Here is a 13,845-nt window from a genome sequence, read left to right on the forward strand (position 1 = left end):
TTAGCGGCCCGGCCTGCTCTCCAGCGTGGCGATTTCCTCGGAGATCTCGCTCAACCGCTGACGCAGATCGCTGTCGGTGCCATCATCGACCTCTTCCTCGCCGAAACAATAGCGCGCATCATGAAGCTCCAGCTTGGCTTCGAGCTCGGCGCGTTTGTCATATAGGCGCTTGAGATAGACGTAGTTCATCTCCCTGCCTCCACATCGCCCCGGTGATGGGAAAACGGCATGGAAGCGGTAAAGGTTCCCCCGAAAGAGGGCGGTCAGGCGAAAGAAGCGATCGCCGCTTGGCAGGCCTTGGCGAAATGACCGCAGCAGCCGGCAGCGCCCATGGCCTGGCGGCTGACGCGCGCGCCTTCGAGCAGCAGCGTCAACGTATCGGCAAGAAGCTGGGGTTCGCGCGCGCCGGCCGCCGAACAGAGCGCGGCCAAGCGATCACGCTGTTCGGCCTTGTGCCGCTCGATCATTTCGTGGGCGGGATGGCCCTCGCCCTTCAGCTCGATGGCGGCATTGGCGAGATCGCAACCGGCGGGCTCGCCGTTCAGACATTGCGCCCGCATCTCCACCCAGGCCTCCAGCTGGGCGCGCGGATTGCCGGGATAGGCTGCTTCTAGATCGCGCCAGATGGTACCCGCCTTTTCGGAAGCGCGGCGCAGCGTCTCGCAGACCAGTTCATCCTTCGAGCCGAAATGCCGGTAGAGCGTCATTTTGTTGGTCAGAGCCGCGTCGGCAATGGCATCGACGCCGATGCCGCGGATGCCGCGTTCGCGGAAAAGCTCCGAGGCGGTCGAGACGATACGCTCCCGCGGCGGGATGCGATCTTCTGGAACGGCTGCGGAGATTTCATTCGAAGTTTCTGATTTTTTTGCGGACGTAGTCCTTGACATCAATGTGACCGATCGGTAACAAATGCATTGTTACTTACCGGTAACACCACGAAACGCGAAAGTCAATGCCGAGGGCATGACAGCGGAAAGTGGAACACGGGCGACCGCCCACGAAAGGAGGACAACCATGACAAAGACCAGAGAAGACCTGACGATATCCGAAGCCCTTCGCGACCCCCTGATCGCCATGGTGTTGCGCGCCGACGGCGTAAAGCTTGAAGACTTCAAGCAACTCCTGGAGACGGCCGCCCGCAAACGCGAACCGCGTTCGAATTCGGTGGGCAATATGATCGGAGCACTCGCAAACCGCGCCAATCTGCCGGCGATGCCCTGCTTCGGCTGAACAAGCCGCCTGACCAGCTTGGGGATCTCTCCCTGCCCCCGTCAAGGGCTGCCGTCACAACCAGACGGCGGCCCTTGCCGCTTTAAGGCATGTCGCTCAAAACTGTGCAGCGGTTTTGCGCTAACGACATTGCGTAAAAACAAAGACCTAAAGCGCAAGGAGCGAATCTGAAAGATCGCGACGCGCCTTACAGGATCGGCTTGCCGCCGGTGACCGCAATTGTCGTGCCGGAGACGTAGCTCGACAAGGGATCGGCCAGCATCACGTAGGCTGTCGCCAGCTCGGCCGGCTGTCCCGGCCGTTTCATCGGCACCTGCTTGCCGAAATTGCTGACGCTTTCTTCAGGCAATGTCGAAGGGATGAGCGGTGTCCAGATCGGGCCAGGCGCCACCGCATTGGCGCGAATGCCTTTCTCGGCCAGAAGCTGGGCAAGACCGGCGGTGAAATTCTGGATCGCGCCCTTGGTCGTCGCATAGGCAAGCAGCGTCGGGTTCGGACTGTCCGAATTGATCGAGGCCGTGTTGATGATGGCGCTGCCGGGTTTCATATGAGCGACAGCTGCCTTGGTCAGGTAGAACATCGAATGGATATTGACCTTGAAGGTCAGTTCCCACTCTTCATCGCTGATCTCGTCGATGCTCTTGAAGCTTGCCTGGTGCGCGGCGTTGTTGACGAGAATGTCGATGCCTCCGAGTTCCTTGACCGCCGTCTCGACGATCTGCCTGCAATGGGCCGGATCCTGGATGTCGCCGCTGACAAGGACAGCCTTGCGTCCGGCCTGCTCGACGAGCCGTTTCGTCTCATCGGCATCCTCATCCTCGTCGAGATAGGAGATCACCAGGTCGGCACCTTCCCTGGCGTAAGCGATTGCCACCGCCCGACCGATGCCGCTATCGCCGCCGGTGATGATCGCCCGCTTGCCTTTCAGCCTGTCGGCGCCGCGGTAGCTCTCCTCGCCGTGATCGGGAATAGGGTCCATCTGCGCGGTAAAACCCGGCATCGGTTGTTTCTGGGATGGGAAAGGGGGTGTCGGGTAATTCGTCATCATGACCTCCTGGGTTTCAGAGATCAAACTCGGGCTGAAGCTTGTTGTTCCAAGCCTTTCGACGGGGTGACTTCTTGGTCAATCGCCCCTCGCGGAGCACGCTCACGGCCGTCGCCGAAACTCGAATTTCCCCTCATTGTCGGCGCGTTGCCTTGGCTGATTATTGGAAAACGGAGCCTGCTCACCTGGTCGACCCAATTGGCCTACATGCCGCTGTCGCATTCACCCGACACTATCAACCCGTAAAATGTTGCGATTTGCCACAGCGACGGCTATGCCATAGTAATGTAACATGATCGCAGTTTTCATGAGGTGCTGGAATTGGACGGAAAGACATCATCCGCAGTTTACTCCGAAGGTCAGGGCGTTGCCGACGAAGCCGCCGGCAAGGGTGCGCGTCGCGCGCGCGTCAGCGGCATCGACCGGGCGCTTCAGGTGATCGACCATCTTTACGAGACCGGATCGCCCGCCGGCGTCTATGCGATCGCCAAGGCGGTGAAGGCGCCGCTTTCGACCGTTTACGTCATCGTCGACGATCTCGTCGAGAAGAACATGCTGACGCGCCAGGCGGACGGCTCGATCTGGCTCGGCGCCCGGCTCTACCATTACGGCCTCGCCTATGCGCGGTCGCTGGATTTCATGAGCATCGCCACCCATGAGATGCACGATCTCTGCCGCCAGGCCGGCGAAACCGTGCAGGTCTGCGGTCGCGACGGCGACTATATGCTGGTACTGGCCATGGCTGACGGCCCGAGCCATTTTCAGGTGGCGTCCCGCGTCGGCACAAGGGTGCCGCTGAACTGGACGGCCTCCGGCCGCCTGCTTGTCGGTCACCTGGCCGAGGAAGAGCGCATCGAACTGTTCAAGCGCTGCGCCCGCTCTTCACCGACCGGCCGCGCCGAGATCGATCCGGGCACGCTGTCGGAAGCCGCCGGCAAGGCCTTCGAATCGCGCCTGTCGATCCAGGCGGGGGAATCGGATTACGCGGTTGCCTGCATCGCCTCGCCGATCTGCGATCGCGACGGCCAGTGCGTTGCCACCATTTCCATCGTGCTGCCGGAACAGAAGGCCTTTTCCGACGAGAACCACTATACGGCGCATGTGCGCAGTTCAGCGGAACGGATCGAAAAGCTGATGGGCTGGCGCAACCGCTGACGCTTGCCGCGTCAGCCGATCCTATCTGTAGGAATAGCCGTGGCTGTGGCGCACCAGCTTGCGCGCCCGCGGCACGTAGCGGCTGGCGGCGAAGGCATCGGCGCCCATCACCGCATAGCGCGGCTCGAACAGCTTGTTGAGGACCGAGACGTCGCCGTTGGAATCCGTCGCCTCGAGATCGGAATCGACCAGGTCGAAAATGGTGAATTCCGCTTGCGAGCCGACCGAAAGCCGGTTCTCCATCGACAGCTTGATGACGGATGCCGGCGCATGGGTGACGGCCTCCACCACCTTGTCGAAGGGCATGCCGACGCTGAGCAGCTTCGACATCGTCGTCGCCAGATCCCAGACCGGGAAATTCATCGAATGGCCGTGCAGGTCGGTCGAGATCGAGAACGGCAGCAGCCCGCGCGCGATCGCCGCTTCGGCGACCTTGAACGAGAAGGAGGCGCCGCCATGGCCGATGTCGAGGCGGATGCCTTCGGAGGCGCAGCGCTCTGCGAGAGCAAAGAGGTCCTCGTCTTCCATGATGCTCGAACCGGCCTTGCCGTTGAAGCAGTGGGTGACGACGTCGCCGGGGCCGAGGATCTCGAGCACTTCGTCATAGAGCGCCGGCGGCTCGCCGACATGCACCATCATCGGCACTTTCAAGATCTTGGCGATCTTCTTGCCGAGCTTCACCGGCGTGACGCCCCAGGACCCGGTGATGACATGGCTGGCGCGCACCTTGATGCCGACGATGTGCTCGCTGTTTTCGGCATAGACTTCAAGGATGCGATCGAGATCGATATCGCGGATATCCCGCAATTCCGCGACCCGGTTGCAGGCCACAAGACCGATCGAGCCGAGATTGAGGAAGGCCTTGATGCGTTCGCGCGAGGGCTCGATGATATATTCCCGGAAGCCATGGAAGTTCGCCTCGCCGGCCGAACCGGCATCGACCAGCGTGGTGACGCCGCGCTCGACGCCGCATTCGGACGGACGGATGGAAATATCGGTGCCGCCGTGCCAGATATGCACGTGCAGATCGACCCAGCCCGGCGAAATGAAGGCGCCCTTGCCGTCGATGCGCGCAACATCCTGCGAGACCGCGAGCGACGGACCGATCTCGGCGATCCTACCGTCGGCATTGACGAGAATGTCGATTGCCCCCTCTTGTGTGCCCGCACCAAAAGCCATCGGTTTGACATTGGTGAGGAGAAGCGGCTTCTTCGTCTGGTCGCCGGGCATGACATGCATTCCTTTCGAAGTCTCGGACCGGGATCACGCCTCGGCCATCCGTCTGCGGGTCATTATGGAAGAGTAATGGGGAAGGTAGAGATGGCCTCTCAGGGCGCCGTACCGGAAATTCCATAACTATGATACGTAAGGCTTTATAATAGAATAAAGCCGAAGACGAAGCTGTCAAGGAAAATGACGCGGTCGTCGCCATCGAGGAAACGTAAGCGGTGCGCTCCTTGCGAAGCGCACCTGTCTCGAAGATCCGGTAAATTCCTGTTTGTTTTCAATCCCGAAGAATCGAATAGTCAAGCCGTTCCAGGTGATCTGGATCGGCGATGGCGTCGATCGCGGCGATCCTGCCATCGGCGATCGTCAGCGCCACCACGACGCGGAGCTGGCCCTTGATCTGCACGACGAATCCGAGCTCGCCGTCGACGATGGCGATTTCTGCCGCCTGCGCCCGACCCTTGAAGGCTTCGGCCACGTGAGCCGCGCCGCGCGTTTCGCCAATGGTGCCGAAGCGGGCCGCCGTCGCATCCGGCCGGAAGACGACGTCAGGGGCAAGCACCGCGAGCAACCCTTCCAGATCGCCGTTGCGCGAGGCCGTCAGAAAGGCCTCGGCGATCGTCCGCTTGCGGCCGAAATCGACATCAGGCGCTTCGTCCACCCCCTGCACCCGGCGGCGGGCGCGGCTTGCGAGCTGACGGGTGGCACCGGACGAACGGCCGATGATCGGCGCGATCTCGTCGAAGGGCAGATCGAACATGTCATGCAGCACGAAGGCGACACGTTCGGCGGGCGCCAGCGTCTGCAGCACGACGAGCAGCGCCAGACCGACCGAATCGGCAAAGGCGGCTTCGCGCTCGGGATCGTTCGCGGGATCGGCGATCCCGCCATGAACCGGCGCCTCCAGCGGCTCCTCGCGCCGGGTCTTGCGGGTGCGCAGCATGTCGAGGCAGATGCGCGCCACCACCGTCGTCAGCCAGCCGCCGAGATTGCCGACCCCTGTCGTATCCGTGCGGCTGAGCCGCAGCCAGGCCTCCTGAACGGCATCCTCCGCCTCGCTGCGCGAGCCGAGCATGCGATAGGCTGCGGCCCTCAGATGCGCTCTGTTTGCCTCGAATTCATCGGCCAGCCATTTTTTCTCGTCCATTTGTCACATTCCTCCGCTGCGTTCCGTCAAGGCCATGACGAATGAAACCCGGCCGATGTGACAACGCCGGCGGATCGTCGAATCATAAACGCATCAAGGAGACATACCATGCAGGAAAAAATGGTCATGCAGGAGCGAATGGGAAATCCCGCCCTCGTCCTTCCCGCAGCCATGCAGGCGCTCAATGCTCTCAGCAAGGTGCCGGCCGAAACCGGCCTTTCACCGAAGCTGCTCGAACTCGTCAACCTGCGCGCCAGCCAGATCAACGGCTGCAGCGTCTGTGTCGACGGTCATCCCCGCATTGCAAAGAAGCTCGGCGAAACCGACGAAAGGCTCTTTGCCATCGGCGCCTGGCGCGACTCGCCCTATTTCAGCGATGCCGAGCGGGCAGCCCTTGCGCTGACCGAGGCGGTGACCCGCATCAGCGACCGCGCCGACCCGGTGCCGGATGATATCTGGGACGAGGCGACCCGGCATTATGACGGCAGGAGCCTTGCGGCACTCGTCATCGCCATTGCCAACATCAATGTCTGGAACCGGCTGAACATCGCCACCCGCCAGATCGCCGGGGCCTGGAAGCCGTAAACGGCGAGGTTGCCGGCAGCGCGTCACCCCTGCGCTGCCGGCAACCCTCATCCCTAATCAGCATGGCTTCAGGCCATGCGAGACAATCGGTCGTTCAGATGATGCCGCCGCCGCCGGCAGCGGATGCCGGACGCTCGGCCGCCACTTGTCTGCGGTAGCCGCTGGCGCGGTAGACGGCGATCGGGTCGATTGCGCCGTCTGCCCTGCGCCGGGCTTCGGCCAGAATCGGTTCGACATCGGCGCGATAGGCGCGCTTCAGCGTTTCCGACGCCATCAGCGCGTCGTTGTCGTCCTGGTAACCGGAGAGCGCCTGGCGGTCGACGAGCAGTGCCTGCGCATAGGCGCGGCGGATTTCGTTGGCGCTGTTGATCAGGCTTTCGATCGGGTCGGTGACGTTGTGCGACTGGTCGATCATATGGGCCGGGTTGAAGTCGTTGACGCCGCGCTGCTCGGCATCGACCAGTTCGTTGAAGACGAGGAACAGCCGGTAGGGATCGATCGCGCCGGCGTCGAGATCGTCATCGCCATATTTCGAATCGTTGAAGTGGAAGCCGCCGAGCTTGCCGAACTGGATCAGGCGGGCGACGATCATCTCGATATTGGTGTTTGGCGCATGGTGGCCGAGATCGACGAGGCAGTAAGCCTTGGGGCCGAGCGTCTGGGCGATCAGGTAGTTGGTGCCCCAATCCTGCACGATTGTGGAATAGAAGGCCGGCTCGTACATCTTGTGTTCGGAGAACAGCTTCCAATCGTCGGGCAGCGCCTTGTAAATATCCGCCATCGAGGCGAGATAACGCTCGAAAGCCTTGGTGAAATGGCTCTGGCCGGGGAAGTTCGAGCCGTCGCCGATCCAGACGGTCAGCGCCTTGGAGCCGAGCGCCTTGCCGATCTCGATGCATTCGAGATTGTGCTCGACCGCCTGCGCCCGTGTCGCCGCGTCGGTGTGGCTGAGCGAGCCGTATTTGTAGGAATGGGCCTGGCCGGGCGCATCGGAAAAGGTGTTGGAGTTCATCGCATCGAAGCCGAGGCCGAGCGCGTCGCCCTTGGCCCTCAACTCCCTGGCATCCGCCTTGTCCCAGGGAATGTGCAGCGAGACGTTCGGCGTCGCCTGCGTCAGCTGGTTGATGACGGCGCAATCGTCGAGTTTGTCGAAGATGCCGCGCGGCTCGCCGGTGCCGGGGAAACGGGCAAAACGCGTGCCGCCGGTGCCGACGCCCCAGGAGGGAACGGCAACGAAGAATTCCCCAACCTTCCGGGTGACTGCTTCGATATCGACGCCGCGACGGGCAAGTGTCGCACCCAGCGCCTCGTAATCGGCTTTCAGCGCGATTGCCCGCTTGTCGTTGTCCGTCGCGACCAGATCTGGCGCAATCCTGGATTCTGTCATCTATTCCTCCCTGGTCGCGAACCATAGGGCACGGTTCGCGTTCAAACGCTTACAAGTCTTCAAACTAAGGAGCGACGATGGACGTTGTCCGCATTCTTCTTGCGATCATCCTGCCGCCCCTTGGCGTATTTTTGCAGGTCGGGATCGGCCTGCATTTCTGGCTCAATATATTGCTGACACTCTGCGGCTATGTGCCGGGGATCATCCACGCGATATGGGTGATCCTCCGGAAATAGCTCCCTCCGTTTGCTCTACGCAATTCCGGACGCAAAACCCCTGCACACTGCTGCTGGAATTGCTCTAGCGCGTAAAACTCTGCACGTTGCCGGCATCGACGTTGATGATGTTGCCGGTCGATTTTGCCGAAAGGTCCGATGCGAGGAAATAGATCGCCTCGGCGATATCTTCCGGAAACACGTTGAGTTTCAGCATCGACCGCTTGCGGTAATGCTCCTCGAGATCGTCCACCTCGATCTTGGACGAGGCGGCGCGCTGCTCGCGCCATTCGCCGCTCCAGATCTTCGAGCCGCGCAGGACGGCATCCGGATTGACGGTGTTGACGCGGATGCCGGCATCCGCGCCTTCGAGCGCCAGGCAGCGGGCGAGATGGATTTCGGCAGCCTTGGCGGTGCAATAGGCAGCCGCATTCGGTGAAGCGGCCAGACCGTTCTTCGAAGCGACGAAGACGACGTTGCCACCGAGCGTCTGACGGCGAAACAGGCGGAAGGCTTCGCGCGAGACGAGGAAATAGCCAGTCGCCAGAATATCGATATTGCGGTTCCACGTCGACAGTTCGGTCGCTTCGATCGGTGCGGAGGAGGCAATGCCGGCATTCGAGACGAGGATATCGATGCCGCCGAATTCGACGCAGGCTTCCGCGAAGGAGGCGATCACCGCATCTTCCTTGGTGACGTCGAGCCGGACGCTGCGCACAGCGTCAGCGCCGAACTTCTTGACGAAATCGGCTTCGGTGCCTTCGAGCGCTGCCTGGTCGATATCGGCAAGCACCACGCAGGCACCTTCGCCGACGAGGCGTGCGGCCGTCGCCCGGCCGATGCCGCCGGCGCCGCCGGTGACGAAGGCGACGCGGCCGGCAAGGCTCTTCGGCTTCGGCATGCGCTGGAGCTTCGCCTCTTCGAGCAGCCAATATTCGATATCGAAGGCTTCCTGCTCGGGCAGGCCCTGATATTCGGAGACCGTCGAGGCGCCGCGCATGACGTTGATGGCGTTGACGTAGAATTCGCTGGCAATGCGAGCCGTCGCCTTGTCGCGGGCAAAGGACAGCATGCCGACGCCGGGAACGAGGAAGATGACGGGATTGGCATCGCGCATGGCGGGCGAATTGTCATGCTTGCAGTCGTTATAATAGCGGGCGTAGTCGGCGCGGTAGTCCTCCAGCGCCTTGTCGAGACCGGCGACGATCGCGTCGACATCCGGCTTGGCCGGGTCGAAATCGACGATCAGCGGGCGGATCTTGGTGCGCAGGAAATGATCGGGGCAGCTGGTGCCGAGCGCGCCGAGCGGACGCAAATCGCTGGAATTGACGAATTCGAGCACGGCGTCCTGATCGTCGAAATGCCCGAGCTTGCGCTCTTGCTTGCCGATGCGGCCGCGGATCTCCGGCATCAGCCGGGCGGCGATGGCGCGGCGTTCGGCAACGGCCAGGCTCTGAGCGACCGCGCCGCCGAAAATCGTCTTGCCGTCGGTCTTTTCGGCAAACCAGACGATCGCCTTGTTGATGATATCGAGTGTCAGCTCGTAGCAGGCCTTGGCATCATTCGCCCAGGTGAAGAGGCCGTGGCTTTCGAGCACGACGCCCTTGGCATTCGGATTGGCTGCAACGAAAGCGCCGAGGTCGAGGCCGAGCTGGAAGCCCGGACGGCGCCAGGGCAGCCAGCCGATCTCGTCGCCGAAGATCTGCTGCGTCAATTCCTTCGAATTCTTCGACGCGGCAATCGCGATGATCGCATCGGGATGCATGTGGTCGACATGGGTGAAAGGCACGAAACCGTGCAGCGGTGTGTCGATCGAGGCGGCACGGCCATTCAGGTTGAAGGTGCAGTGCGGCAGGAAGCCGACCATGCGGTCCTCGTCCTCGACACCCTTGTAGATGCCCTTCAGCGATTCCAGCTTGTCCTGGTAGAGCGTCGCGAAACCGTCGAGCTTGATCGTGCCGACGTCGCCGCCCGAGCCCTTGACCCAAAGTACCTTCACCTTGCCGCCGGTGAGCGGATCGGTTTCCATCACCTTCGCCGAGGTGTTGCCGCCGCCATAATTGGTGATGCGCTTGTCGGCGCCGAGCAGGTTGGAACGATAGAGCAGCTTGCCAGGCTCATCGAGGCCTGCCGCGTAAGCATCATCCCACCGGTTTTCCAGAAGCCGGACGTTCGCCGCCATGTCATCCTCCCATATGAAATCTTCATCGAGACACAAAGTTCGCGCCCCTTTTCGCTGACGGTATCGCTCATCAAAATGGAGGTTGTCAATCGAAAACGATCAAATTCGATTATTGTGCAGCGCAATATGAAAATTTATGATCGTTTTTGATTGACACATTGTCATATGTGCGAAATAAACGGTCCAAGGAGGAGCCCCATGCACGAACGCGAACGCCATCGCATCATTCTGAGCGCCGTTCAGGAAAAGTCCGTCGTGACGGTTCAGGATATTTCCGAACTGACCGAGGCTTCCGAGGCGACGATCCGGCGCGACATCGCTGCTCTTCATGTCCAGGGCAAGATCCGGCGTGTGCGCGGCGGCGCCGAGGCCGTGCATCCGCCGCAGCTCGGCAATCTCGCCGGCCGCCCCTTCCGTGTTTCGGAATCGGTCAATATCGACAAGAAACGCGCAATCGCCCGCCAGGCCGTCGAGCTTTGCGATCCGGGCGACGCGATCATCATCAACGGCGGCACGACCACCTTCCAGATGGTGCATTTCATGGCGGCGCACCGCCTGCAGGTGATGACCAATTCCTTCGCGATCGCCGAACATCTGGTCAAGCATTCGAAGAACACGGTAACGGTGCCGGGCGGCGCGATCTATCGCGAACAGAGCCTGATCCTCTCCCCTTTCGACAATGACGCGATCCGCAATTTCTACGCCCGCCGCTTCTTCATCGGCGCGCAGGGTATCGGCCCGCTCGGCATCATGGAAGCCGACGCGCTGATCATCCAGAGCGAACAGAAGCTGATGCATCAGGCCGACGAATTGGTCGTCATGGCTGATTCCAGCAAGTTCCATCGCCGGTCGAGCCTCATTCTGTGCCCGCTCGAGCGTGTGTCTACAATCATCACCGATGACGGCATTCCAGAGGAAGCCGTCAGGATGATCGAGAATGCCGGCATCAGGCTCATTGTCGCGAGCCCGGTCACCCAGGCAATCAAGGAGGATTCCTCGTCGGTCGCATAAGGCGCCGGGGAGGTGTGAAGAGTGTCAATCAAGTGGGAGGATGAAAGCATGAAACTCGCAAAGAAACTCGCAATCGGCGTGGCATTTGCCGTCGCCATGATGGCCGGGACAGCCAGCGCTGCCGACATCAAGATCGGTCTCGTGGTCAAGTCGCTCGGCAACGGCTTCTTCGATGCTGCCAACAAGGGTGCGCAGGAAGCCGCCAAGGAACTCGGCGGCGTCGAGGTCATCTATACCGGTCCGACGACGACGACGGCCGAAGGCCAGATCGAAGTCATCAATTCGCTGATCGCCCAGGGCGTCAGTGCCATCGCTGTTTCGGCCAACGATCCCGACGCTCTCGTTCCGGCGCTGAAGAAGGCGACACAGCGCGGCATCAAGGTCATCTCCTGGGATTCCGGCGTCGCACCTGAAGGCCGTATCCTGCAGCTCAACCCGTCGTCCAACGAGCTGATCGGCAAGATGTGCCTGACGCTCGTCAAGGACCATCTCGACGGCGGCAAGGGTGACTTCGCCATCCTGTCGGCAACGACCACCTCGACCAACCAGAACATCTGGATCGACCAGATGAAGAAGCAGCTCAAGGATTTCCCGGGCCTCAACCTCGTCACCACGGTCTATGGCGACGACCTCTCGGACAAGTCCTATCGTGAAGCCGAGGGCCTCTTGAAGGCCAACCCGAATATCAAGGTCATCGTCGCGCCGACGACGGTCGGCGTTCTCGCCGCTTCCAAGGTCGTCGAAGACAAGGGCCTTGTCGGCAAGGTCTACGTCACCGGCCTTGGCCTGCCGTCCGAAATGGCCGGCGCGATCAAGTCGGGCGCCACGAAGGAATTCGCCATCTGGAACCCGATCGATCTCGGCTACTCAGCAACGCAGATCGCCTATCGCCTCGTCAAGGGCGAGACCGACGGCAAGCCGGGCAGCGAGATCGAAGTCGGCCGCATGGGCAAGATCAAGGTCGGCGACAATGGTGAAGCCGCCATGGCCGATCCCTTCGTCTACAATGCTTCGAATATCGACCAGTTCTCCAAGGTCTTCTGATCTGGAGCCGACGCATAAAAGCCCGGCGGCCTGATGGCCGCCGGGATTCTCATTCGACACTGGTAGAAGCTCGATGAACGCCGCCTTTCAACAAACCGCCACGGACAGCAAAACCGGTGATGTGCCCGCCATTCTGGAAATGCGCGGCATCTCCCAGATCTTTCCGGGCGTGAAGGCGCTCGACAATGTCAGCATCGCGCTGCATCCCGGCACGGTGACTGCGCTGATCGGCGAAAACGGCGCCGGCAAATCGACGCTGGTCAAGATCCTGACCGGCATCTACAGGCCGAACGAAGGCGAGATCCTGGTCGACGGCCAGCCGGTGACCTTTGCCAACGCCCAGGCTGCGATCGATGCCGGCGTTACCGCCATCCATCAGGAAACCGTGCTGTTCGACGAGTTGACGGTTGCCGAAAACATTTTCCTCGGCCATGCGCCGCGCACGCGTTTGCGCACCATCGACTGGCAGGTGATGAACAGCCGCGCCAAGGCGCTGCTGACCGCGCTTGAAAGCAATATCGATCCGACGATCCGGCTGAAGGACCTCTCGATCGCGCAGCGCCATCTGGTGGCGATTGCACGCGCTCTGTCGATCGAGGCCCGCATCGTCATCATGGACGAACCGACGGCAGCCCTTTCCCGCAAGGAGATCGACGATCTCTTCCGCATCGTCCGGAGCCTGAAGGAAAAGGGCAAGGCGATCCTCTTCATCAGCCACAAGTTCGACGAGGTCTACGAGATCGCCGACGATTTCGTCGTCTTCCGCGACGGCCGCGCCGTCGGCCAGGGCCAGCTCAAGGAGACGCCGCAGGACGAGATCGTCCGCATGATGGTCGGCCGCGACGTCGAGAATGCTTTTCCGAAAGTCGACGTCGCCATCGGCGGCCCGGTTCTGGAGATCCGCAACTACAGCCATCGCACTGAATTCCGCGACATCTCCTTCACCCTGCGCCAGGGCGAAATTCTCGGCATTTACGGCCTGATCGGCGCCGGCCGTTCGGAACTGTCCCAATCGCTCTTCGGCATCACCAGGCCACTGTCCGGCACCATGATGCTCGAAGGCCGCGAAATCACCATCCATTCGCCGCAGGATGCGATTCGCGCCGGCATCGTCTACGTGCCGGAGGAACGCGGCCGCCACGGGCTGGCGCTGCCGATGCCGATCTTCCAGAATATGACGCTGCCTTCGCTTACCCGCACCTCGCGCCGGGGCTTCCTCAGGGCGGCAGAAGAATTCGCGCTCGCCCGCAAATATGCCGAGCGGCTGGACCTGCGCGCGGCCGCCCTTTCCGTCCCGGTCGGCACGCTGTCGGGCGGCAACCAGCAGAAGGTCGTCATCGGCAAATGGCTGGCGACGGCGCCGAAGGTCATCATCCTCGATGAACCCACAAAGGGCATCGACATCGGCTCGAAGGCAGCCGTGCACGGCTTCATCAGCGAACTCGCCGCCGAGGGCCTGTCGATCATCATGGTCTCCTCCGAACTGCCCGAAATCATCGGCATGTCGGACCGCGTCCTGGTGATGAAGGAGGGTCTCGCCGCCGGAATTTTCGACCGCGCCGAGCTGTCGCCGGAAGCGCTGGTGCGCGCCGCCACCGGCAATGCATGAGGCCCGCA

Annotated in this window: 14 protein-coding genes; 7 read left to right on the top strand and 7 right to left on the bottom strand. The window is 61.7% G+C overall.

What is annotated here, in order from left to right; all coding sequences use genetic code 11:
* Together C3Y91_RS05500 and C3Y91_RS05505 are read right to left on the bottom strand one after the other, a co-directional pair.
* Window positions 1-189: a hypothetical protein gene (locus C3Y91_RS05500; protein ID WP_018071149.1), complete on the bottom strand. Its 189-nt coding sequence runs from the start codon at window positions 187-189 to the stop codon at window positions 1-3.
* 74 nt (window positions 190-263) lie between these two features.
* Entirely contained in the window at window positions 264-887 is a 624-nt protein-coding gene (locus C3Y91_RS05505) for a TetR/AcrR family transcriptional regulator (protein WP_130671142.1), read from the bottom strand.
* Between the two features lie 127 nt (window positions 888-1,014).
* Between C3Y91_RS05505 and C3Y91_RS05510 the strand changes: the two genes are divergently transcribed.
* On the top strand, window positions 1,015-1,230 hold the full coding sequence (locus C3Y91_RS05510) for a hypothetical protein (RefSeq protein ID WP_024320020.1): 216 nt from the start codon (window positions 1,015-1,017) through the stop codon (window positions 1,228-1,230).
* Between the two features lie 187 nt (window positions 1,231-1,417).
* On the opposite strand, the gene C3Y91_RS05515 is transcribed toward C3Y91_RS05510, so the two are convergent.
* Window positions 1,418-2,275, bottom strand: a complete 858-nt coding sequence (locus C3Y91_RS05515) for an SDR family oxidoreductase (protein ID WP_026170824.1) — start codon at window positions 2,273-2,275, stop codon at window positions 1,418-1,420.
* 315 nt (window positions 2,276-2,590) lie between these two features.
* On the opposite strand from C3Y91_RS05515, the gene C3Y91_RS05520 reads away from it, so the two are divergent.
* The gene (locus C3Y91_RS05520) at window positions 2,591-3,430 is read left to right on the top strand and encodes an IclR family transcriptional regulator (protein WP_168575149.1); all 840 of its coding nucleotides are present in this window, start codon (window positions 2,591-2,593) and stop codon (window positions 3,428-3,430) included.
* Between the two features lie 21 nt (window positions 3,431-3,451).
* On the opposite strand, the gene C3Y91_RS05525 is transcribed toward C3Y91_RS05520, so the two are convergent.
* Window positions 3,452-4,669, bottom strand: a complete 1,218-nt coding sequence (locus C3Y91_RS05525; RefSeq protein WP_018071144.1) for an amidohydrolase/deacetylase family metallohydrolase — start codon at window positions 4,667-4,669, stop codon at window positions 3,452-3,454.
* A 265-nt stretch (window positions 4,670-4,934) separates the two neighbouring features.
* On the bottom strand, window positions 4,935-5,804 hold the full coding sequence (locus C3Y91_RS05530) for a sigma-70 family RNA polymerase sigma factor (RefSeq protein ID WP_018071143.1): 870 nt from the start codon (window positions 5,802-5,804) through the stop codon (window positions 4,935-4,937).
* A gap of 126 nt (window positions 5,805-5,930) precedes the next feature.
* Here C3Y91_RS05530 and C3Y91_RS05535 point away from each other — a divergent pair, with 126 nt between their 5' ends.
* Window positions 5,931-6,389: a carboxymuconolactone decarboxylase family protein gene (locus tag C3Y91_RS05535; RefSeq protein ID WP_024320017.1), complete on the top strand. Its 459-nt coding sequence runs from the start codon at window positions 5,931-5,933 to the stop codon at window positions 6,387-6,389.
* 94 nt (window positions 6,390-6,483) lie between these two features.
* On the opposite strand, the gene rhaI is transcribed toward C3Y91_RS05535, so the two are convergent.
* On the bottom strand, window positions 6,484-7,776 hold the full coding sequence (rhaI, locus tag C3Y91_RS05540) for an L-rhamnose catabolism isomerase (protein WP_168575122.1): 1,293 nt from the start codon (window positions 7,774-7,776) through the stop codon (window positions 6,484-6,486).
* A 77-nt stretch (window positions 7,777-7,853) separates the two neighbouring features.
* Here rhaI and C3Y91_RS05545 point away from each other — a divergent pair, with 77 nt between their 5' ends.
* Window positions 7,854-8,012, top strand: a complete 159-nt coding sequence (locus C3Y91_RS05545; RefSeq protein WP_003547831.1) for a YqaE/Pmp3 family membrane protein — start codon at window positions 7,854-7,856, stop codon at window positions 8,010-8,012.
* A 64-nt stretch (window positions 8,013-8,076) separates the two neighbouring features.
* Here the strand turns inward: C3Y91_RS05545 and C3Y91_RS05550 are convergent, their stop codons facing one another.
* Window positions 8,077-10,173: a bifunctional rhamnulose-1-phosphate aldolase/short-chain dehydrogenase gene (locus C3Y91_RS05550; protein ID WP_130800988.1), complete on the bottom strand. Its 2,097-nt coding sequence runs from the start codon at window positions 10,171-10,173 to the stop codon at window positions 8,077-8,079.
* 198 nt (window positions 10,174-10,371) lie between these two features.
* Here C3Y91_RS05550 and C3Y91_RS05555 point away from each other — a divergent pair, with 198 nt between their 5' ends.
* From C3Y91_RS05555 to C3Y91_RS05565, 3 genes are all read left to right on the top strand, one after another.
* On the top strand, window positions 10,372-11,184 hold the full coding sequence (locus C3Y91_RS05555) for a DeoR/GlpR family DNA-binding transcription regulator (RefSeq protein ID WP_018071139.1): 813 nt from the start codon (window positions 10,372-10,374) through the stop codon (window positions 11,182-11,184).
* A gap of 48 nt (window positions 11,185-11,232) precedes the next feature.
* The gene (gene rhaS, locus C3Y91_RS05560) at window positions 11,233-12,228 is read left to right on the top strand and encodes a rhamnose ABC transporter substrate-binding protein (protein ID WP_024320014.1); all 996 of its coding nucleotides are present in this window, start codon (window positions 11,233-11,235) and stop codon (window positions 12,226-12,228) included.
* A gap of 73 nt (window positions 12,229-12,301) precedes the next feature.
* Entirely contained in the window at window positions 12,302-13,837 is a 1,536-nt protein-coding gene (locus C3Y91_RS05565) for a sugar ABC transporter ATP-binding protein (RefSeq protein ID WP_168575123.1), read from the top strand.
* Window positions 13,838-13,845 lie beyond the last annotated feature (8 nt).

The organism is Rhizobium ruizarguesonis (genome assembly GCF_012349115.1).
GTDB classification, from domain to species: Bacteria; Pseudomonadota; Alphaproteobacteria; order Rhizobiales; family Rhizobiaceae; genus Rhizobium; species Rhizobium ruizarguesonis.